Origin of the sequence: Dyella kyungheensis (genome assembly GCF_049913195.1) — a bacterium.
GTDB classification, from domain to species: domain Bacteria; phylum Pseudomonadota; class Gammaproteobacteria; order Xanthomonadales; family Rhodanobacteraceae; genus Dyella; species Dyella kyungheensis.
On the sequence record NZ_CP183983.1, the window covers coordinates 473062 to 494762 of the forward strand.

General features: G+C 63.4%; 17 protein-coding genes. 8 read left to right on the top strand and 9 right to left on the bottom strand.

Annotated features, from left to right (window positions below; genetic code table 11):
* Positions 1 to 9: 9 nt before the first annotated feature.
* Positions 10 to 714 carry a DUF3348 domain-containing protein gene (locus ACN9MB_RS01915; RefSeq protein ID WP_426271871.1) on the bottom strand — a complete coding sequence of 235 codons (705 nt, stop codon included), beginning with the start codon at positions 712 to 714 and terminating at the stop codon, positions 10 to 12.
* A 322-nt stretch (positions 715 to 1036) separates the two neighbouring features.
* On the opposite strand from ACN9MB_RS01915, the gene ACN9MB_RS01920 reads away from it, so the two are divergent.
* Both ACN9MB_RS01920 and ACN9MB_RS01925 read left to right on the top strand, forming a co-directional pair.
* Positions 1037 to 1666, top strand: coding sequence for a class I SAM-dependent methyltransferase (locus tag ACN9MB_RS01920; RefSeq protein ID WP_426270590.1), 630 nt, complete (start codon positions 1037 to 1039; stop codon positions 1664 to 1666).
* Position 1667: 1 nt separating this feature from the next.
* Entirely contained in the window at positions 1668 to 2591 is a 924-nt protein-coding gene (locus ACN9MB_RS01925; protein ID WP_426270591.1) for a flavin reductase, read from the top strand.
* 194 nt (positions 2592 to 2785) lie between these two features.
* Here ACN9MB_RS01925 and ACN9MB_RS01930 read toward each other — a convergent pair whose 3' ends face one another.
* From ACN9MB_RS01930 to ACN9MB_RS01945, 4 genes are all read right to left on the bottom strand, one after another.
* The gene (locus tag ACN9MB_RS01930; protein ID WP_426270592.1) at positions 2786 to 4879 is read right to left on the bottom strand and encodes a TonB-dependent siderophore receptor; all 2094 of its coding nucleotides are present in this window, start codon (positions 4877 to 4879) and stop codon (positions 2786 to 2788) included.
* Between the two features lie 156 nt (positions 4880 to 5035).
* The gene (locus ACN9MB_RS01935; protein ID WP_426270593.1) at positions 5036 to 5827 is read right to left on the bottom strand and encodes an SGNH/GDSL hydrolase family protein; all 792 of its coding nucleotides are present in this window, start codon (positions 5825 to 5827) and stop codon (positions 5036 to 5038) included.
* Positions 5828 to 5919: 92 nt separating this feature from the next.
* Positions 5920 to 8118 (bottom strand): TonB-dependent receptor, encoded by a 2199-nt coding sequence (locus ACN9MB_RS01940; protein WP_426270594.1) that lies wholly within the window; start codon positions 8116 to 8118, stop codon positions 5920 to 5922.
* Positions 8119 to 8318: 200 nt separating this feature from the next.
* Positions 8319 to 8462, bottom strand: a complete 144-nt coding sequence (locus ACN9MB_RS01945; protein ID WP_426270595.1) for a hypothetical protein — start codon at positions 8460 to 8462, stop codon at positions 8319 to 8321.
* Between the two features lie 189 nt (positions 8463 to 8651).
* On the opposite strand from ACN9MB_RS01945, the gene ACN9MB_RS01950 reads away from it, so the two are divergent.
* A complete protein-coding gene (locus ACN9MB_RS01950) occupies positions 8652 to 8903 on the top strand; it encodes a hypothetical protein (protein WP_426270596.1) in 252 nt (83 codons plus the stop codon).
* A gap of 3 nt (positions 8904 to 8906) precedes the next feature.
* Here ACN9MB_RS01950 and ACN9MB_RS01955 read toward each other — a convergent pair whose 3' ends face one another.
* Positions 8907 to 9737: a helix-turn-helix domain-containing protein gene (locus ACN9MB_RS01955; protein WP_426270597.1), complete on the bottom strand. Its 831-nt coding sequence runs from the start codon at positions 9735 to 9737 to the stop codon at positions 8907 to 8909.
* A 165-nt stretch (positions 9738 to 9902) separates the two neighbouring features.
* Here ACN9MB_RS01955 and ACN9MB_RS01960 point away from each other — a divergent pair, with 165 nt between their 5' ends.
* Complete coding sequence (locus ACN9MB_RS01960) at positions 9903 to 10778, top strand: isocitrate lyase/PEP mutase family protein (protein WP_426270598.1); 876 nt, start codon at positions 9903 to 9905, stop codon at positions 10776 to 10778.
* An 87-nt stretch (positions 10779 to 10865) separates the two neighbouring features.
* Here ACN9MB_RS01960 and ACN9MB_RS01965 read toward each other — a convergent pair whose 3' ends face one another.
* Positions 10866 to 11153 (bottom strand): hypothetical protein, encoded by a 288-nt coding sequence (locus ACN9MB_RS01965; RefSeq protein ID WP_204638095.1) that lies wholly within the window; start codon positions 11151 to 11153, stop codon positions 10866 to 10868.
* A 229-nt stretch (positions 11154 to 11382) separates the two neighbouring features.
* Here ACN9MB_RS01965 and ACN9MB_RS01970 point away from each other — a divergent pair, with 229 nt between their 5' ends.
* A complete protein-coding gene (locus ACN9MB_RS01970) occupies positions 11383 to 12657 on the top strand; it encodes an MFS transporter (protein WP_426270599.1) in 1275 nt (424 codons plus the stop codon).
* A gap of 170 nt (positions 12658 to 12827) precedes the next feature.
* Here ACN9MB_RS01970 and ACN9MB_RS01975 read toward each other — a convergent pair whose 3' ends face one another.
* On the bottom strand, positions 12828 to 15701 hold the full coding sequence (locus ACN9MB_RS01975) for a TonB-dependent receptor plug domain-containing protein (protein ID WP_426271872.1): 2874 nt from the start codon (positions 15699 to 15701) through the stop codon (positions 12828 to 12830).
* A gap of 747 nt (positions 15702 to 16448) precedes the next feature.
* Here ACN9MB_RS01975 and ACN9MB_RS01980 point away from each other — a divergent pair.
* The 3 genes from ACN9MB_RS01980 to ACN9MB_RS01990 all read left to right on the top strand — a co-directional run bounded on the left by ACN9MB_RS01980 (position 16449) and on the right by ACN9MB_RS01990 (position 20200).
* Positions 16449 to 18401, top strand: coding sequence for a M61 family metallopeptidase (locus tag ACN9MB_RS01980; protein WP_426270600.1), 1953 nt, complete (start codon positions 16449 to 16451; stop codon positions 18399 to 18401).
* A gap of 223 nt (positions 18402 to 18624) precedes the next feature.
* Positions 18625 to 18966 carry a hypothetical protein gene (locus ACN9MB_RS01985; protein WP_426270601.1) on the top strand — a complete coding sequence of 114 codons (342 nt, stop codon included), beginning with the start codon at positions 18625 to 18627 and terminating at the stop codon, positions 18964 to 18966.
* Positions 18967 to 19648: 682 nt separating this feature from the next.
* Positions 19649 to 20200, top strand: coding sequence for a hypothetical protein (locus tag ACN9MB_RS01990; protein WP_426270602.1), 552 nt, complete (start codon positions 19649 to 19651; stop codon positions 20198 to 20200).
* Between the two features lie 144 nt (positions 20201 to 20344).
* Here ACN9MB_RS01990 and ACN9MB_RS01995 read toward each other — a convergent pair whose 3' ends face one another.
* Complete coding sequence (locus tag ACN9MB_RS01995) at positions 20345 to 21571, bottom strand: MFS transporter (RefSeq protein ID WP_204638101.1); 1227 nt, start codon at positions 21569 to 21571, stop codon at positions 20345 to 20347.
* Positions 21572 to 21701 lie beyond the last annotated feature (130 nt).

Consider the following 21701-nt stretch of genomic DNA (forward strand, 5'->3'; position numbering starts at 1 on the left):
ACTACCCAGTTAGCGGGTTCGAAGCGCTGCAAGCAGCCCTTCGACCGGTTGAAAACGAACATCCAGTTCGGCGAGCAACACGCTTTGCATGTCCCTGCGAAATACGTCGAGCCAGGCGCCGGGCGTTGCCGCCGGCGCACTTTCGCTGGCCTGCGCATCGGCCAGCGTTTTAAGTTCCGCCTCGCGCAGGCGTTCGAAATGTTGTCCCAGCACGCCCGGCACCGATGCCAGCAGCATCTGTTCGCGCGGGCTCAGGGCGCGTTCCATCACGGCGTCCACCGCCGCGAGCTGGGCCATCGGGGCGCTCTTTTGCGCCAGCATGTCGCGCAGGCGGCCGCGCAGATGGCCGGTGGTGGCCAGCATCTTTCGCTGCAAGGCGAGGTAGCGCTGGCGAAACGGGGTGTAATCGCCCGTCTCACGTGCATCGCTTTCCTCGGTGAAAGCGCGATCCCCGGCAATCGCCAACGCCAGCGAGCTGCGCGTGCGGGCGCACTCGTCCTCCTCGCTGTCGCCGAAGCCCGGGGCACCGTTTTCGGTCGAGTGCTCGCCATCGAGCACCGTGGACAGCGCGACCGCGTGCGTCCAGTCCAGCCAATGGCTCAGCCGGTCCGACAGCGATGATTTGGATGAGGCAACGTCAACGTCCGTCAGGCGTGCAAGCAAGCGAATGAACGTCGGGCCACGGACTGTCGTCCAATGAGGTGCTGGCACGATCACGACTGGTCAAAAAACGGTCATTTTACACGGTAGGGGCTCGGGGGCGCCTGTTTGGTGCGGGCGTGGGGCAGGGCGATCAGGCCGCATTCCGCCGGCTTGCGCGCCTCAGGCGGCGCGAACCCTGCCGCATGGGCGTCTCAGTCCGCGCTGGAACGACGGAAAAAGACAACTTTCCGCTCTCGGGCCCGCACTCACGGAACGCTGGAGCCTTTTCACTGGGCGCCTGAAGTCTCCGGGACACCCGACGTGCCGCACCGGCCAGGCGGGCGATCGGCGCCAGGCGCCGGATAAGCGATGAGTCGCGAGGGTAGACGAAGACGTGCATACCGGAGAGCAGTACCACCAGTTCATGCTGGCCTCGCCACGAGTCCAGCTTGTGCGCGACCGCTTTCAGGAGCTGGCGCTGAGCCTGTTGCCGCCGGGTGCCAGCGTGCTCGATTTCGGCGCGGGTACCGGCATCGATGCCAAGGTGTACGCGGCCAAGGGCCATCCGACGTACGTCTACGAGCCTTCAGAGGCGAATTCAGGCTACCTGGCGCTGCATTGCCGCGAGGAGATCGAGCGCCAGGCCATCGCTGCCGTGAGTTCGCCGCTGGACTGCAGGGTGCACGCGGTGACGGCGAATTTTGCGGTGCTCAACCACATTCCTGACCAGGACGCGCTGTTTGAGCAGCTGTCGCGCGTGGTTCGTCCGGGCGGCTTCGTGTTGGCCAGCATGCTCAACCCGTACTACCTCGCCGATGCGCGTTACGCGTGGTGGCGCGCGAACCTGCTCCATCTCCTTCGCCGCGGCCATTATGCGGTGGACAGCGAGAGTCGCATCCATCGCTTCGCGCCGCGCGTCGTGGCGCGCGCGGCCATGCCGCACTTCCAGCTGGAGCGCGTGCTGCCTCGCGGTCTGGGCCTGGCCAACCAGCTCTATCTGTTCCTGTTGCTGCGGCGGCGCTGACATGTGGAAAGACTGGGTCAGGCCGTTCGTGCGCCCCTTGCCGCAATGGTCGACGATTGCGGTGGCGCCGTCGCAACAGTCTGTCGCGGCCACCTTGCGCTGGAACGATGAAACGGCCGATGTCACCGCCGATCATGCGGTGGCGTCGCTCAAGCCGCTGACGATCGTGACCAGCATCGATGCGGGCCCGTCAGCCGTGATCGAATACCGCGATCGCAGCACGGGCCAGATCCTGGGTACGTTGCAACTGGCGAAGACCACGCAGCTTGCCATCGAGCAGAGCTCGCTCACCCTCTACCGCGTCGAGGCGGGCGAGCATCGTTGTCTGCGCTGGCCGCATCGTCCGTGGAATACGTGGCTGCAGAACCGCCTCATGCGCAAGCACCCTTCCGCGCAGCACGCCCTGATGGCGCCTCAGGCGGTGCAGCAGCTGATGATTGCGTATCTGTGTCCGCGCCCCGTGGTGCTGGTGTCGGTGCAGGCGGAAGGCCACCAGAACATCTTCCCGATGGATCTGATTGGCCCATTGGAACGCAGCGGCTTCTATACGCTGGCGCTGCGCAGCACCAACGTCTCCGCCCCCTTCATGCGCCAGACCCGCCGGGTTGCGCTGTCGAGCATGCCTGCCAGCATGAAGACTGCCGTCTACGCGCTCAGCGCGCATCACAAGCGGCCGCTGGACGATTGGAACGAGGTCCCGTTTCCCGTGCGTCCCTCGCGGGAGTTCGCCATTCCCTCGGTGGCAGAGGCGCTGTGCGTGCACGAGTTGGGCATCGTGCACAGCCAGGAGTTCGGGTCGCACACGCTGTTCGTGGGGCGCATCGCGTCGGCCGAAGAGAAATGCGAGGGCGTGCAGTTGCATCACACGCCGGCGTATTACCAGATGTATCGGCGGCGGCAGGCGATGGGGTTTGCCGAGGTTTGAGGAGTAGGGATAGCTGCCCGTTGCCGGCAAACATGTGGGAGCGCACTTGTGCGCGACAAGCCACGCTGGGATGTGCCGCTCCGTCGGTTTGTCGCGCACAAGTGCGCTCCCACAGAAAAGCTCAAACGTTCCCGCGAGCACCCGCCCCTCACCCCGCAGGGGAGAGGGAGAAGTGCAAGGCGCGGGCTAGGCGCTCACCAGCGATAGCGCGCCGACACCGTGATCTCCCGCGGATACCCGTAATAGCACCAGATCGCGCTATTGCACGCACTGACGTAATTGCGATCGAACAGGTTGGAGGCGGTGACCTGGAAGCGCCACCGTTCCACGTCATAGTGCGCATTCGCATCGAACAACGTATAGCCGCCCGTGCGGAACTGATTGAACGCGTCGCCGTAGTGCTCGCCGATGAAGCGCACGCCGCCGCCGAAGCCCAGCCCTGCCAGCACGCCTTCGTGCACGTTGTAATCGGCCGACAGCGACGCCTGCTGCTTTGGCACCAGGGCCACTTCCTTGCCCAGCGTCGCGTCGTTCGCATGCGTCACCTTGGCGTCGGTGTAGGCATAGGCGGCGGTCATGTTCAGGTGGTCGGTCAGCGCGACATTCGCTTCCAGCTCCGCGCCGCGCGTGCGCGTCTGGCCCTGCTGCAGCGAAAAGAACAAGTGTTCCGGGTCCACCGTGAGCGCGTTCTTCTGGGTGAGCTGGTACACCGCGCCGGTGATCAGCGTGCGCCCGTCCGCCGTCTGGTACTTCAGGCCGCCTTCGTACTGGTCGCCGGTGATCGGCTTGAATGCGCTGCCATCGAACGTGGTGCCCACCGTGGTCTTGAACGAGTGCGAGTACGCCACGTACGGCACCAGGCCGATGTCGGTGGTGTAGTTCACGCCAAGGCGGCCGGAGAACGCGTTGTCGTTCTGTTTCTGCTGCGTGTTGGCGATCAGGTCCTTCACGTCGTTGCTGACCCAGTCCTCGCGGCCGCTGGCGACGATGCCCCACTTGCCGATGCTGATCTGGTCCTGCACGTACGCGCCCAACTGCTCGAGCAGGCTGTTGGTGTGGAACGTATACGGTGCCGGCGCAATCGGCTGGCCGTAGACCGGATTGAAGATGTCGATGGTGGGCGCGGCGCCGAAGCCCGACTTGTAGTCGTTGCGGCTGTGCAGATAGTCCACGCCCATCAAGACATCGTGCTGCACGCTGCCCTGGTCGAATTTCGCCTCGACCTGGTTGTCCACGGCGAACACGTTGGCGTGGTCCACCAGCGGGTAGTTGTAGCGATCGAGCGTGCGCAGGTCCGCTTCCAGGCCCAGGCTGCCGATCGAACGGTGATCGACCTTCTCGTTCTGCAGGCGCAGGTCCTGGCGGAACGACCACACCTCGTTGAAGCGATGATTGAAGGCATAACCGATCGACTCGTCGGTTTTCCAGTAATGGTCGTAACCCGGCTCGCCCGGATTCACGTCGCGCGGAATCTGGCCGTTGGGGTTTGGATACAGCGTGCCCTGCGACGGCAGGAAGCCGCCCACGCCGTCGGACAGGCTGCGCTGGTAACGCGGCAACAGGGTGAACGAGGTGTTGTCGTCCGGCTGCCAGGTGAGGCTGGGCGCGAAGTAGTAACGGTCGTCCTTGGAATGCTTGATGTTCGAATCGCCCTGGCGCGCCAGGGCCACCACGCGCCACAGCCAATGGCCGTCGCTGTCGAGCTGGCCGCCGGTGTCGCCGGCCAGTTGCTTCTGGCCGAAGCTGCCGATCGTCGCTTCGATTTCGTGCGGTGCATCCAGGCTCGGGCGCTTGCTGGTCATGTCGATCATGCCGCCGGGCGGCAGCTGGCCGTACATCGCCGACGACGGCCCCTTGTTCACTTCGATGCGCTCCAGCCCATAGGGCTCGATGCGCGAATCGGCGGTCCAGGAGCCACTGGGGAGAGACAGGCCGTCGAGGAACTTGGCCGGGTCGTAACCGCGGATCAGGATCCAGTCGCTGCGCGGATCGGCGCCGTAGCTGCCACCCACCGCGCCGGCCATGTAGCGCACCGCCTCATCCAGGTTCTGCATGCCGTAAAGCGCCATGCGGTCGGGCGTGATGGCGGTCACCGACTGGGGGATCTCCACCACCGGCGTTTCGGTCTTGGTGGTGGAGTAGACGACGTTCACCGCCTCCAGGGTCTTCTTGTCTTCCGGTTGGGCCGCCTTGCCCGGGGTGTCGGGCTGGTCATCGGCGTGCGCCGTGCCGAGCAGGGCAAACGAGATCGCAACCAGAAGCGCGGTTCTGGAGAAAGGAGCGGACATGATGGGGAGACCCTTGAAGAAAGCGTGGCCGGGACCGCCACGGACGGCCCGGTTCGCCCGAGGCGAATGACACAATGATAATGATTCTTATTTGTAGATCAACTTCCCGGGTCAAGCGGCTGCGTCAGAAGGGCCGGGCCCACCGCCGGTCAGGGTTTACCGGGCGGGTCCCAGGGCCTGCTGGATGGCCGTTTCGGCCAGGGGTTCCATCAGCGCGTAGCCCTTGCGCGTGGGGTGCACGCCGTCGTCGGCCAGGCCCGGCTTCATGGCGCCCTCGGGCGTCGCCGTGGCGCGGTAGTAGTCGGCATAGGTGAAGCCGTTGCGGCTGGCGTAGTCCTGCATCCAGCGATTCAGCGCCCGGATGATGGGGACCGGCTGCACCTCGGGCCGCCAGGGGAAGCGGCCGGCCGGCGGCACGCTGGCCAGGATCACGCGGATGCCATGCGCCCGGGCCAACTCGGCCATGGAAGCGATGTTGCCTTCCACCTGCTCGAGCGTGGACGGTCCCGTGTTGCCGGCTACGTCATTGGTGCCGGCCATGATGTGCACGGCCTGGGGATGCAGGTCGATCACGTCCTGGCGAAAACGCAGCAGCATCTGCGCCGTGGTCTGTCCGCTGATGCCGCGGTCGAGCTTGCCGTGGGTGAAGAATGCCGCGTCCTGCTGGCCCCAGAACTCGGTGATGGAATCGCCCATGAAGACCACGCGCGGCTTGTTGCCCGCCTTGATCAGTTCGGCATTCTGCGCACGGTAGTGGCACAGCTGGCCGAAATCCTGCGCAAAGAGGTAGGCGTTCCATTGCCCCGTCGGCACCTGCTCGGGCGTTTTCTCGCTGGTGCACGGGTCGGCGACGATGCCGATGGCGTCGTCCTGCGCAAGGGCAGGGCTGGCGACGGCGTCGAGCAGGCCCAGCAGGGCTGCCAGAGCGATGATGCGCGTGACGTGCATGCGTGCTTTCCTCGTTTCCAGGCGACAAGGCGACGCGGCCACCCGCCGCCCCGCTCCGTTATCGGTGCATGTTACGAGGCACGCGTGCGCCGTCACAAATCCGCATGCACGCTCACGAACGCGCTGCGCGGTTCACCCACCAAGGCACCCGCGCCATTGGCCGCCACGAAGTAACGCCGATTGGTGAGGTTGCGCAGGTTCACATCCACGCCCCATACCGCCGCCTGATAGCCCAGCAGGCCGTTCCATACCACCGAGGAAGGAATGCCGTTGACGTTGGTGAGGTCGCTGTAGCTCTTGTCCTGGTAATTCACGCCGCCGCCGATACGGAAACCAGCGATGCCCGCGATGGGAAAGCGATAGGTGGTCCACAGGTTGCCGAGAAAATTGGGCGCGCCTTGCGGACGGTGCCCCACCGAGCTGATGCCCTGCGGGTTGTCGGTGATGGTGGCGTCCTGGCTGGTGACGTTCGCCAGCAGATGCCACTGGTCGGTGAGGGCGGCATCCAGCGAGGCTTCCGTGCCGCGCGTCTTCTGGCTGTCGAACACCACGGCTTCCACGCCGTTGATGGTGGTCGCCGCGGCCACGTGGTCGCGCTTCACATCGAAAGCGGCGGTGTTGAGCACGAGCCGGTCGTCGAACCAGTCGAACTTGAGGCCTGCTTCGTATTGCAGCGCGGACTCCGGCGCACCCACGCCGTTCTGCGTGTTCTCGGAATTGAAGTTGGCGAGATGGCTGCGCGACACGCCGACATAGGGCGACATCCACGAGAACACCTTGTAGAGCGCGCCGATATTCCAGCTCAGCGGCGCATCGTTGCGGGAGTCTTCCACGCCGGCGAGCAGCGGCTTGCCATCGGTGCCGAAGCGGCCGGGGACGGTGATGCGCGGGGTCAGCGAGGTATCCCACCAGTCCTGGCGTATGCCAGCGCGCAGCTTGAACGCATCGGTCACATCGACCTGGTCCGTGGCGTACACGCCGTAGTAGTTCGCACGCAAGCGGTCGTCGTCGCAGGAATGCTTGGCGTCGCACTTGAACGTCACATCGGCGAGCGAGGTTTCCGGCGGCACCGGCGCGAACGCATCGATGATGTTCGGCAGGTCGGCGGTGCTGCGTTCGGTGGACAGGCGTTGGTTCTGGTATTCGAAACCGGTCAGCAGCGTGTGATGCACGGAGCCGGTGAAGAACTTCCACACCGGCTCGAACTGGTAGTCCACGCTGTCGCCGCTGTCATCCTGCTGGCGCAGCTGGCGACTCACCACTTCGCCGTTGGTTACCTTGGTGCTGGCGCTGTCGCCGTTCACCACGGCGTCGAGCGTGCGATGCAGGTAGGAAAGGCGATTGTTGATCGTCAACGCATCGCTCACCGCCCACTGGTCGGACAGCGTGGGGCGCACGAAGTCCGAATGCGCGCTGGTGAACGGCGAGGAATACAGCGCATTGATCGATACATGCCGCAACGGCTGGCCGTCGAAGTAGATGATGCCGTACGAATCGGGTGTTTCATGGATATTGCGTGCATCCAGCGCAACGTCGGTGATGTGGTTGCCCCACAGCCAACGCAAGGCGGGACGCACTTCGTAGTCATGGCTATGCAGGCCGCGAAAGCCGTCCACGTGCGAGAAGCTGGCGTCGACGCGATAATCGAGACCATTCACCCCGGTGGGGCCGGTGACGTAGTCGCTGTTGGTCAGGCTGCCGAACGAGCCGTATTGCAGGCTGGCGCCATAGTGAAAGATAGAAGCCGGCGCGTAGTGCACGATGTTGATGGTGCCGCCCGGCGGGCCGCTGCCGAACAATGCCGAGCCTGGGCCTTCGAGGATTTCCACGCGCTCCACGCCATTGAGCGAGTGCGACAGACCGCTGAGCTGGTCGCCATCGGAGAACCCCTCGCTGTAGATCTGCGCGTTGAGACCGCGGATCAGGAAGTGGTCGAAGTAGCCCTTGGAATCCTGGCCGCCCGCGTTGATGCCGCTGGCATTGGCGACCACGTCGCGCAGCATGGTCGCGCCTTGCTCGGTCATCAAGGCACGGGGAATGACCTGCACGCTGGCGGGGAGATCTTCCAGCTTGGTGCCGGTCTTGCCCACCGAAGGAGCGAGGTCCGGGTTGTTCACACGATCGCTCTGGTCGTACGTGCCGTGCACCGACACCGGCGTCAGCGTGACGGCGTCCTGCGCCTGCGTCATCGGTGCGAGTGCGAAGAGCAGCAACGAGGCGCTTGCAAGACGGCTCAGCGGACAGAAAGACGCCAGGCGGCGTGTGCAGCGGTGATGCTGGATAGGTGACATGGGGCTCCCTCGGCGAAAAAGTGGCCTCGATCGATTCGCGATTGAGAATCACTTTCATTTGATTTGTGCCGTGGGTGCCGCTTGCCGGTCGAATGGTTTAATCGCAAATAACTGCGTGGACGTTTCCCGGCGCTGCGAAGTGCGAGCGCCGGGAACGCAGGCCTGTTCACGCCTGGTGGGGACGGCAGGCGTATGGAGGCTCAGCCGCTGGCCTTGGCCTGGGCTTCACGCAGCTGGTCCGCGCATTCCTGACAGCACACCTCGACCACACGATGGCCGACGGTGACCTGGATGGCGTTGTCATCCAGCGGGTAATCGCACGCGGCGCAGGTCTTCTCACTCATGGCAGCTCTCCTGAAGTCACCCAACAGTGGGTAGGCTCAGGAGACCACGCGTGTGCCGGAGAGCGCTGTCGAATTCTTTAGCCGTCGACAGCGAAACGCATGAGCGGGGCGAATTTCGGAATCGTCCTATGTTGGCGGATCCGCACGGTTCCTAAGCTGCACAGCATCTGATTCGTGCAGGTAATTACCGTGAATTTCATCGAAGCCAACTGGCGTCCCGGCGACGCATACAACGAACGCGCACGGCGCGTGTGGGCACGCGTGGGTGGTCTCGTGCTTGCTCTGGTCACGCTGCTGGGCATGGCGTACTCGGCCGATTGGAAGATCGGCATGATGGCGATCGATCCGCTCGTGTGGATGATGACGCTCGTCGCGCTCGCGGCCGGGCTGGTGACGGGCTACGCGGTCGGTATGCACATCCACCCGTATCCAGGCGAGTGATCGTCAGGCCGGGCGCGACGCCTGGCGGAACTCGGTAGGCGAACGGCCGTAGGCCTGACGGAACGCGTTCGCGAAATGGCTGTGGCTGGAGAAACCCAGTTCCGCCGCGAGCGCGGAAAGGTCTTCCACCTTGCCGAGCAGATCGAGCGCGCGTGCCAGCCGCAGCTGCAACTGGTAGCGATACAACGGCACGCCTTCCACCTGTTTGAACACCTGGGTCAGATAGACGGGCGAACTGCCGATCTCCGCGCCGATCTCGGCCAACGTCCAGCGGCGCGACAGATCGCTGGCCAGCAACATCTTCACGCGATCCGCGAGGCGCCGCCGCGCATGCGTCGACGTGGGCGCGCGCGATGTGCGCGGGCCCAGGCTCCGGCACACCAGCGTGAGCGTGAGCGCCTCGGCTTCCAACGGCTCGATATTGCCGTGGTCGAGACTGTGGCGCAGCAGGGCCACCAGCGCTTGCGCGCGCGCATCGATGCGCTGCGACTGCGCGCGGAACACGGTGCCTTCGCCCGCATGAACCCATGCCGTGGGCGCCAGCTCCGCCAGCAGCGCGGGGGAAACATCCAATGAAAGACAGGCATCGCCACCATCCAGCGGATGGCTGACCTGATAGCCCTGCTGCGCATTGAAGAACAGCACATGGTTGGCATCGGCCACGGTCTGGTCGGAGGCGACGTGGCGGAGATAAAGCCCGCGATAGGGAAACACCAGCTGGGTCGAGGCGGCGCATTCCTCCGCGCTGCGATGGCGACAAGTGCCGCTGCAGTGCACGTCGCGCAGCGTCAACGTTTCCGTCGACAGCAAGACCTGGCTGGTGAAACTCGACATGATCGGGCCGGCAGCACTCGTCCGGGGGCAGGTGCCGAGCATAGCAAGGGCTGGCGCATGCGATCCGTCATGCCGAGCGAGTAGCTAAAGATTCTGACAGCGGGTCCGGCTGGCGAATGGTCTCCTTGATGCGCCCGGTGTGCGGGCATTGACAGGCCCAACCCCATGAATCACGAACAGATCGCTCGCGCGCAGGCCTTCCACCAGCTGCATGCCGCCGCTGAACCGCTGGTGCTGCCCAATGCCTGGGACGCCGCCAGTGCCCGCATCATCGAGAATGCCGGTGCCCCGGCCATCGCCACCAGCAGCGCTGCCATGGCGTGGACGCTGGGCTACCCCGATGGCGAGCAGATGACGCTGGAAGATCTGCTCGGCGCATGCCGCCGCATCGCCGACGCCGTGTCCGTGCCGCTGACGGTCGACATCGAACGCGGCTATGGCAGCGACGCGGAAGAAACCGGCGGACTGGTTGGCGCACTGCTGCAGCTGGGCGTAGTCGGCATCAATATCGAGGATGGCAAGGATCCGGTGACGGGCCGGCTTGCCGACGCGCGCGTGCTCGCGCAGCGCATCGCCTGCATCCGCGCGGTGGCGGAGCACCGCGGCGTGCCGTTGTTCATCAATGCACGCACCGACACCTACATCACGCCCGGTCTCTCCGGCGAGGCACGCTTCGAGGAAACGCGCAAGCGTGCCCTTGCCTACGTCGAGGCGGGCGCCCATGGCCTGTTCGTTCCCGGCCTGGCGGACACGCAGGAGATCGCACGGCTCGCCGCAGTGTTGCCGGTGCCGCTGAACATCTATGTGGGCTATCCCGGTGCGCCGGACGCCGCGACCTTGCGCGAGCTGGGCGTGCGTCGGATCAGCCTGGGTTGCGGCACGATGCAGGCGGTGCTGGCGCATCTCGCACGCATCGCGAAGGAGGCACTGAAGGAAGGCCGTTTCGACACCATGGGCGCCAACATGTTGTCGGTGGGCGAAGCGAATGGACTGTTCGCACCCACGACACGCGTGCGTGGCGAGGCGCGTCGCTCGGCATAGATCCTGCGCAGGTCCGCTTCATGACACGCGCAACGCAAAACGCCCGCGTTCAACCCGCGGGCGCTTTGTTTGGTGCGGACCATCGGCTCACCAGTGGTTGCGGTTGGCGGCATCGGCAGCCAGACGCAGTTCCTCGTCGGCCTGGGTCAGCAGCGCCTTGGCGCGCGCGGCGTGGCCGCCAAGACGATCGTCGTTGTCGATCTGCGCATCGCTCACCAGCTGCCACGCCTGCACGATGTTCTGCTGTGCATTGCGCAGGTTGCCGTGACGATAGCCGATGTCCACGACCGGGCCGCCGTCCTGCGCCATGGTGGCGAACGGTGCGGCCACGGCGGCCGCCAGAACGATGCCCGTGATGATTGCTTTGACATTCATGACATATCTCCAGAAGAAGTGATGGGGTGTCCGCGTGCACGGAGGATCAGTGCATGGGTGACATCGTCCTCCGCTCGCGCAGCCGCTGCTTTCCTATATGCATGGCCTTTTCCAAAAGCCACGGCGGGTTGCGGCCAGCCGCTTGCTGATATGGTTCGGGCCGTTAGCCAGGCGTTGGCGGGGTCTGCCAGCGCCGGCGGCGCGATGACGACACGGCGGGAGGGTGTGGATGAAGGCAGCGGCGCAACGTGGGACGCCGATGACCCGCGCCTCAATGGTGATCGCGGGACTCTCCACCGTGGTGGAGTGGTACGACTTTACCCTGTACCTGTATTTCGCCACGGTGCTGTCGCGGGTCTTCTTCGGCGGCGGCGCGCAATCGCTGCTCGCCACACTGGCGGGCTTTGCCATTTCCTATGCGATGCGCCCGCTCGGTGCGCTGATGTTCGGCATCATCGGCGACAAGCTGGGGCGGCGGCACACCTTATTGATGTCGATGGCGCTGATGACGCTGGCGATGCTGATCACGGCGTTGTTGCCCGACTACCAGCGCATCGGGCCGGCGGCGGGCTATCTGTTGCTGCTGTTACGTTGCCTGATGGCCTTCTCCGTGGGCGGCGAGTACACGGGTGTCGTGGCTTATTTGCTCGAGGGTGCGGCTAGGCGTCATCGCGGCTTGGTGACCTCGCTGGCTTCCGCCGCCAGCGAGATCGGCGCGTTGTTGGCGGTGGGGGTGTCGGCGCTCACGGTCGGCCTGCTGAGCCAGCACAATCTCGATGCATGGGGTTGGCGCATTCCCTTCTTCGTGGGTGCTGCGCTCGCGGCGAGCATCTGGATTGCGCGCTCGACCATGCAGGAGTCGCCGGATTTCGAGCGGCAGCAAGCCCGCGGCACCGTGCCCACATCGCCGGTTCGCGACACGTTGGCGCATCACCGCGCTGCGATATGGCGCACCTTTGCGATCTCGGCGCTGGGATCGATCACTTATTACGTGGGCATCACCTATGTGCCCGTTTTTCTCAGCACCACCGGCACCCTGGGCGAGGGCGAATCGCTCACGCTCTCAACGATTGCCGCGGTGGCGGTCATCCTCGTGACGCCCTCGGTGGGAACGCTGTCCGATCGCGTGGGACGCAAACCCGTGCTGGCCGTACTCGCCGTGTTGTGTGCCGTGTTGCCGTCGAGCATGTTCGCGCTGATGGCGAACGGATCGCTGGCGCAGATCGTCGCCGGCGCCGTGGTGCTCGCTTGCGTCGCCGGCGGGGTGAGCGCCGTGGGCGCACCGGCGACCGCCGAACAGTTTCCCGGTGAGGGCAGGCTGAGCGGCTTGGCCCTGGGCGTAACGGTGGCCACTGCCATCTTCGGCGGTGTGAGTCCGTTCCTGGCCGAACTTCTGATCAAGCTGACCGGATGGGCCGCCGTGCCCGGCGCGATGATTGCGGTGATAGCGCTGGCGGTCCTGCCGGTGTTGCTGACCATGCCGGAGACACGGCCGATCGCTTGAGCATTGAGTGCTAGCTGCAACGCGCAATCTTCAATGCATGTGACTGCAGCGCCACGCTGTAACGACTCGATAGCCTTCACTTCCTCCCATAAACGCGCATAAAAAAGCCGGAGCTCCTTGCGGAGCCCCGGCAACGTGTTGCGGGGAGGGTGTTGCCCTTTACGTGTCGCTTAGAACGACTGGTTGTACTGGAGGTAGATGTAACGCCCCAGGTCCAGCGTCGGATCGACCGTACCCGACGAGTTGAAGCCAAGCGCGTTGGCGTCGATCGTGTTCGGCGGGTGCTTGTCGAAGATGTCACGCATACCAAAAGCGATCGTGCCCTTCCACGGCAGCGTGTAACGCACCTGTGCATCGTTGAACACGGTAGCGCCCATGCGGTTGGCGCCCGGGCTGTCGCCCCAGTTCACGCTGGTGTAGTTGGGCATGTTGCAGTGGATGACCGGGTCGGCCGACCAGCAGTCATCGATGAACGCACCGTAGTAACGGATGCCCCAGGTGGCGCCCCAGTTGCCACGGTTCCAGTCCAGGCCGAAGTTCGCGCGCCAGTGGTTGTAGCCGTACTGACCGGCGTAGTTGATCACCGGGCCGCCATTGACGCTGGCCTGGTTCCAGTCGTCGAGGTAGTTCACGTTCATATTGAACATGAACTGGCCGATCGAGAAGGACGGCAGGCGGTAGCTTGCACCGAAGTTGTAGCCGGTGGTTTCGATCCAGCCCAGGTTGGCGTTGCCGTGGTTGAGGTTGATCACCTGACCGTTGGCATCACGCTGGAAGGCCGAGCAGAACTCCTGCACCGAGTACTGGTAGCACTGGTCAAGCACGTAGTTCGCATCGATCGCCGTGATGACGTTGGTGATCCTGATGTCGTAGTAGTCGAGCGTCATGTTCAGGCCGTCCACGTAGTGGGGGCTGTACACGAGACCCAACGTGCGGGTCGTGCTGTGCTCGGGCTGCAGGAACGTGTTGCCGGCACCGGCGATGAACGGCGTGGAGCTCTGCGTGTTCGGGCCCGTGACCGGGGCGCCAGCGTTGTTGGTCTGGTGGAAGTTCGGACCCAGGCCGGCTGCCGCGCAGTTCTTGGCCACGGTCGGGTTGCCGGTGCTGCCGTAGGTGACGTCGCAGGGATCGGTGTACTGATCGAAGGTCTGCGAACCGCCGCCGAACAGGTCACCCAGCGTCGGCGCGCGGAAGCCCTTGGCGAATGTACCGCGCACCAGCAGGTCGTCGAACGGCGACCAGGTGAAGCTGTACTTGTTGTTCACCGTGCTGCCGAAGTTGCTGTAGTGCGAATAGCGGCTGGCGACGTCCAGGGCGAGCGACTTGGCGCCCGGCAGGTCCTTCAGCAGCGGCGCGTTGAGCTCGAGGTACGCTTCGTTGGTGGTGTACGAACCGGCGCTCGGACCGGCAGCGAGGTCGGTGGTGTAACCGGCGCTGGCCATTTCGTCCGGCGTTTCGTAGCCACTGTTGTTGCGATGCTCGATACCGGCAGCGAGGCTGAAGGTACCACCCGGCAGTTCGAACAAGCCGCCGGTGACGTTGGCGGTGAAGTCCTTGGTGATGTTCTGCTCGGTGCCCTGCTCCCGCGCCATGATGTAGTTCAACACCTGCTTGTTCGACGCGCTCGGGCCGCCGAGGATGTTGAACGGCGTGCACTGGTTCAGCGCAATCGGGTTGGCCGGGGTGCCGCACTGCACGACGCCGCCACTGTTGAGGAACGACGGACCCAGCGCCTGCTGCAGGTTGAGCAGGTTGATGTTGCCGGTACCCGTGCTGTCGATGTCGTACTTGTTGTACGTAAAGCCGGCATCCCAGTTCCACGGATGGCTGAGGAAGTCGAAGCTGCCTTCAAAGCCGGCATCGAAATGCAGCGACTTCGCGCTTTCGCTGGTGACGCGCGGCAGTTCGGTAATGCGGCGTGCAAACGACACATCGGAGCCATTGGCCTGGTACTGGTTACCGACCGGGTTGTAATAGCTGTCGGCGCTCAGGTAGACCGGGAAGTTCGGCTGGCTGGTGCTGGTGAGCGGGTAACCGGCGGTCTGGGTCGACGAGTTGCGCTCGGCATACATGCCGGTGGCTTTGAACGTCACGTTGTCCGAAAGGTTGTAGCTGCCTTCGGTGAAGATGGATTTCAGCTCGGTCGGCAGCTGCTCCATCATCTGGTTCGTTGCGTTGAAATAGTCGTTCGGCTGAACCGCGTCGGACGGTTTCGCGGCGTAGTGATAGTTGTTGATGTCGCGCGCGTCGGCACCCACGCCAATGTTGTTCGGATCACCGGTGTGATTGAGGACGTACGTGTTGCCGTCGTACGTGAAGCGGCCCCAAGGACCGGTGGCGCTATAGCCAGCAGTGCGATCGAATTCAGCGTAGTACTTGGTGAGGTCGCGATCCTTCGCCCATACGGCGCCGGTCTTGTTGTACGTCGCTGCAAACACGATCGAGGACTTGTCCGTGGTGTTGCCCACGGTAAACGAGTAAGCCTGCTGGGTGCCGTCGTTACCACCTTCGTTCTGGCCGACCGAACCGCTCACGGCCGCGCCGTTGAAACGATCCTTCAGGATGATGTTCACCACGCCGGCAACGGCATCGGAACCGTAGATCGACGAAGCGCCGTCCTTGAGGATTTCGATGCGCTCGATCAACGCAGCCGGGATGGTGGAAAGGTCGGTGAAGCCGTTGAGGCTGGTCATCCAACGCTTGCCGTTCACCAGCACCAGCGTGCGGTTTTCGCCGAGGTTGTAGAGGTTGATGTACTGGCCACCTTCCTCGCTGTTGCTCAGCAGCACGGCGGCCTTGCTGAAGGTCGGCTGGCCGGCGATGGTGAGGTTCTGCAGGATGTCGCCGACGTTGGTCAGGCCGGTCTTCTGGATATCGGCCTGCGTCATGGTGATGACGGGCTGCGCGGTTTCCACGTCCACGCTGCGAATGCGCGAACCGGTCACCGTGATGGTTTCGAGTTTCTTGGCCGAATCAGGATTGGCCTGAGCTGGCGTGCTGGCGTCCTGAGCGAACACCGAACCCGCCACTGCGAGCGCGCCCATGGTCAGACCAAGGCGAATGGCAACAGACAGCTTGCTATTTCCGAAATGCTTCACGTTTTAGCTCCCCTAACGACGTGATCGACTGAGTTGTGTAGCCAGGCGTCGTCCTGGCTTTCTTTAGGCGCGCAGATCCCCGCGGCGCTGTCCGATGGACAGTTCCGAAAACCCTCACAAATGAGCAGGAAATTGCGGGTCCCCCTGCCGCCTGTCACCGAACTTAGACGCGTCCCTCACAAAAAGTCAACGATTTTCGTAAGTGATGTGTAAGTTTCAATTGAGACAACTGCTTACGCGATTGTCGTCGCGTAACGAGCCGCTCAAACAGTCGTTTGAACGTCGAAATTTGACCCTGGTCACGCTTCTTCGGCCGGGTTTTTTTCGCAAAAAGATGCGTTTTTTGGCTTAAAAACAGGGCTGTACGCTTCGCGCAAGAAAACTCCGCACATTGTTGGGGGTGGAATCCAGATGGGCCTCGAAAACCCTATACACGAGTGCCCGCTGTCGCCCAATCAGCTTCCCCGCCCAACCGGAATGGGGGGATTGGCGGCCAGCCTTGTGCCGCGCCCCAAAGGCGACCCCTCTGACGCCGAAAAGCCCCCAATCGCGTGCCGCATGCCACCCGATTCGCCAACCGTCACCGCCGTTCGAGCGGTTGTCCTTCCGCCGCGACCCTGCCGTTCGTCCTGGCCGTACCCAGCAATTGGAGGTGCTAACTTGCCGCACCACCTTTGCCCTCCGGAGCCCGCTATGTCCCGTCGTCCTCTTCTCCGCCCGACCGCGCCTCGCCGGCTGGGTCGCCTCGCCGTGGCGCTGGCGATGGGACTTGCTGCTACCGCAGCGGGTGCGCAGCAGGCGCGTACGGAGGACGTACCCGCGCCACAGGATGCAAAATACCCGGGCACCGTGACGCTTCATGTCGACGCGAGCGACACCACGCAGGGCATTTTCCGCGTGCACGAAAGCGTGCCGGTGAAAGCAGGCGCGCTGACGCTGCTCTACCCGCAATGGATTCCCGGCGATCATTCGCCGACGGGGCCCATCAACATGCTCGCCGGCCTGAAGGTCACCGCCAACGGCAAGCCGATCGCCTGGAAGCGGGACAAATACAATGTGTTCGCCTTTCACCTCGACGTGCCCGAGGGCACGTCGTCCATCGACGTGGATTTCCAGTACCTCTCCGGCCGCACCGAGAGCGAAGGCTTCGACATCACCGACCGCATGATGGACATGGAATGGAGCAAGGTCTCGCTCTATCCCGCGGGCTACTTCACGCGCGGCATCACTTATGCCCCAAGCATGACCCTGCCGAAGGGCTGGCAGTTGGGCACTGCGCTGGAGACCGCATCGAAGTCGGGCGACACCGTCACCTTCAGGCCGGTCACGTTCAATAACCTGGTCGATTCGCCGGTCTACGCCGGGCAGTATTTCAAGCGCGTCGATCTGACCTCGCCAGGCGATGCGCCGGTGTATCTCGATGTGTTTGCCGATGCGCCGAAATACCTGGAGATGTCGCAGGAGCAGGTGAGGGTGCATCGCGCGCTGGTCACGCAGGCTCTGAAACTGTTCGGCTCGCATCACTACGACCATTACGACTTCCTGTTCTCGCTCTCCGACCAGATGGGCGGCAACGGCACCGAGCATCACCAGTCCAGCGAGGATGGCCTCGATGCCGACTACTTCACCGCATGGAACGATGCCGCGCCCGATCGCGACCTGCTCGCGCACGAGTATGCGCACTCGTGGAACGGCAAGTTCCGCCGCCCCGAAGATCTGTGGACGCCCAACTTCAATGTACCGATGGGCGATTCGCTGCTGTGGGTCTACGAAGGCCAGACGCAGTATTGGGGGTACGTGCTCACGGCGCGTTCCGGCATATGGTCGCCGCAGCAATTCCGCGACGCGCTGGCGATGACCGCCGCCAACTACGAGCGCAACCGCGTGGGCTTCCAGTGGCGCACGCTCGAAGACACCACCAATGATCCCACCATTGCACGCCGCTCCAGCCTGCCGTTCCGCAGCTGGCAGATGAGCGAGGAGTACTACAGTGGCGGCCAGATGATGTGGCTGGACGTGGATGCCAAGCTGCGTTCGCTTACGCAGGACCGCAAATCGCTGGACGATTTCGCTAAAGCGTTCTTCGGCGTCGACAACGGCAGCTACGTCACCAAGACCTATACGTTCGACGATGTGGTCGCTGCGCTCAATGGTGTGGCCCCCTACGACTGGGCGAGCTACCTGAAGGCCCATGTGGACACGCTCAATCCGCCGCTGCAGGACGGTCTCGCCGCCACCGGCTGGAAGCTGGTCTACACCGACAAGGAGAGCGACTTCGAAGCGCAATACAACAGCCGCTCGCAACCCTCGCGCCACCTGTACAACTTCGCCTGGTCGATCGGCCTGACCATGAACGACAAGGGCCAGGTCAACGACGTGCGCTGGAACGGCCCCGCCTTCAAGGCGGGCGTCACCACCGGCGCCACGCTCGTTGCCGTGAATGGCCAGGACTATTCGAAGGACGTGCTGAAGGACGCCATTGCTGCCGCCAAGACCAGCAAGGCGCCGATCCAGTTGCTGATGAAATACCAGGGCGCCATCCGCAACGTCGCCGTGGACTACCACGACGGCCTGCAATACCCGCACCTCGTGCGCATCGACGGCAAGCCCGACTATCTCAGCGAGATCATTGCGCCGCGCAAGTAAAGGCCCGGGCGGGAAGAGGGAACGCGTCGGCCCGATTTCGGGCCGACATGATCATGAGAGTGTCCGCTTTGGACTGCGAAGCGGGCATCTGCGCAGGATACGTTGAAGCCGCAACGGCTGAGACGCTGCCGGCATCGCGGCACTTATGCTCGTTATCGGCGTTCAACGATGGCAATACAGGGGGGAGACGATGGGGGTTGTTACGCGAGGTAGCACGCTTTTCATGTGGGCGGCCGCAGCGCTGCTGCCCATTTCGGCGCAGGCCTCTTCGGCAGCGCCAAAGCTGAAGTGCGTCACGGGTCCGGTGGGGAAGCAGTACGGAAAAACGCCATGGCTGGTGTACGGCTGCGAGGATGGAAAATCCGTCCTCATCGTATCCGCGCCTGCAAACAAGGCGGTTCGTTTCAGCTTCACGTTCATTGCCGACGAAGACGGGTACGCGCTTCATGGCGAAGGCCAGGGCGACAAGAAGGTCACGGATGCCGCCTATCAGGATCTGAATGCCATGTCGGAATCCGATATCGCCGCTCTGGTTTCCGAGACCCATAAACCTTCCGGTAGCTAAGCCAGGATCCAGGTGATACCGAGAAGTGGCGTGAATACCTGTGGTATCTGCACGAATATGGCTATGTTATTAGCGACACCAGTAGTCCGACGCAGGATTAACGGCGCGTAGGTATTTACGAAAGCGCAGCCATTATCAGTGCCCGTTTTGACGAATATGTCTTTGTGGGCCAGCACTAATTAGCTTCGAACAGATTAAATCTCGATTACTTAAGTATATGCTTTGTGTCTATCGAGTCACAGTTTCCGAATAATGTTATTGCCCGTGTTCAATTCCCGGAGTAATCGTGCCTAACCTTCACGAGCAAGGGGTTGTCCGATGGCGACTAGCAAGCTCCGCAGCAAGGTTCTAATGATGGTCCTTGGCACTCTTACGCTGTTTATGGTGGGAGGAACGGCCATGGTCGCAGCAAGCACGTATCACCCCAGGCCCTTGTCCTGTTCGCACGGCTGCTTGAATGTGCAGTCATGTGATCGGGCCACATGTGGACCTGTTGCTTGCCTCAATAACTGGTGCGTCCAGATGTAGTTGTAGATTTCTGGCACCCGGTTGAATCCATTGCAATGAGTGTCGGCCCCGCGGCTGTTTGTCAGCCGCGGGGTTTCAGGTTGTGGCTGCATGGCATGGGCGCGTCATGGACAACTGGCGCTGCATTTTCCGATACGGATGCGAGGTGCAGATAATGAATAGGGCCATCCTTTTTCTGTGCGTGCTTTGCACCGCTTTACTTGGTTCAAATGGGTATCTGCTGTACATCAATCATGACTTGATTCAGCAGCATAAAATCGACCAGGCCATCCAGTTGCCCACACTGGACGCGCCGATCTCGCCCATTGCAGTTCATAGTGCGCAAGGCGCTGCTCATCCATTGGTGTTCGGTCCCGATGCGACGCACGACCGGCTTCTGCTGGTCCTCAGTCCGGACTGCCCGTATTGCAAGAAGAACTGGCCCATGTGGGATGCCTTGATCGAGGATCTGGGGCCTGGCGTAGATACCACTTACTTCGACGTGACCGGCAAATTCGACCAGAAGGTTTCGTCGGAACATCACATTCCCAGCGAGCAACTGGTTACCGCGTCCCTCGATTCGACGATCATGGCTCGCATCATCGGCACCCCGACGACGATCCTGATTGGGCGCAATGGCAAGGTCAGACACGTTTGGCAGGGCGTGCTCGACGGCGACGCTCTTGCCCAGATCGTTGCCATGTCCAAGGCGGACGTCACTGAATAGTCGGCCCGTTCGACCACGTGAATCGAATCAGCCTTGCGCACGGTCGAAGGATTTGACCATGCCGAGAGCGGCCGCTTCCGGCTACGATCTCGATCGTTGAACGCGCACGCGTTGCGACCGCGCCGAGCCGAAGCGGGCGTTCTGTCAGCAACACTCCGCGACAGCGTCGATGTCGCGACGTCGATCCACCGCCATCGACACCAGCCACAACAACAAGCCACCCAGCGCCAGTCCGCTGCCCACGAAGCCCGGCGATGTCCAGCCGTAGCCGTGCGCTATGGCGAGGCCGCCGAGAAACGGACCGAGTGCGTTGGCGGCGTTGAAGGCGGAGTGGTTCAGCGATGCGGCGAGGCCTTGGGCGTCGCCGGCGACATCCATCAATCGCGTCTGCAACACGGTGCCCAGGGCGCCGCCGATGCCGATCAGGAAGACCGTGCCGCTGAGTGCCCACACGTTGCCTGCCGTGAAAGGAAAGATCGCCAGGACCACCAGGCTCCACAGCAGCAGGCCGCCGGCCGTACGCATCAGTGCGCGATCGGCGAACAGGGGAACGATCACGTTGCCCAGGGTCATGCCGATGCCGAACACGCCCATCACCCAGGGCACGCTGGCCAGCGGCATGTGCGTCACGTGCAGCAGAATGTCGGCGAGATAGGTGTACACGGCGAACATGCCGCCGAAACCGATCGCGCCGATACCCAGCGTGATCCACACCTGCGAGCGCTTCAGTGCGCCCAGTTCACGCAATGGGCTGGCTTCGGCATCGGCCGGGGTGTTCGGCGCAAACGCGAACACGGCACTCATCGTGGCCACGCCAAGCAAGGCGACCAGCGCGAAACTCCAGCGCCATCCCACCACTTGGCCGAGCCAGCTGGCCAGCGGCACGCCGACCACCGTGGCGCAGGTGAGCCCGAGGAACATCTGGCCCACCGCGCGCGTTCGCCGGTTGGCGGGCACCAGCGAACTGGCGACCAGCGCGCCGACGCCAAAGTACGCGCCGTGCGGCAGGCCGCTGAGAAAACGAAACAGCAGCATCCAGTGATAGCTGGGGGAGAGCCCGGTCAATCCGTTGAACACGGTGAACATCGCCATCAGCAGCAACAGCAGGCGCCGGCGCGGCCATCGCGCGCCGAGCACCGTGATCACCGGCGCACCCACCACCACGCCCAAGGCGTAGGCGCTGATGGCGTGACCGGCGGTGGGTGCATCGATGCCCAGTCCCTGCGCGAACAGCGGCAGCATGCTCATCGAGGCGAATTCCGTGGTGCCGATGGCAAAGCCACCTACCGCGAGCGCAAGAATGACCAGCCCAACATGAGGGGCGCGAACGGGCGACGTGCCCGGATCGAGAACGGGGACGGAAGAGGACATGGGGATGACTCGGGCCGTAGGCGGCGCAGTGATGCGTTGCAACATCGAAGAGTAACGGCTATCCCGCTACGTTGCCAGCTTGAGTGCTCGACGCGACGGCAGTGCCGGTCGAAACGCGCAACAACCTTTT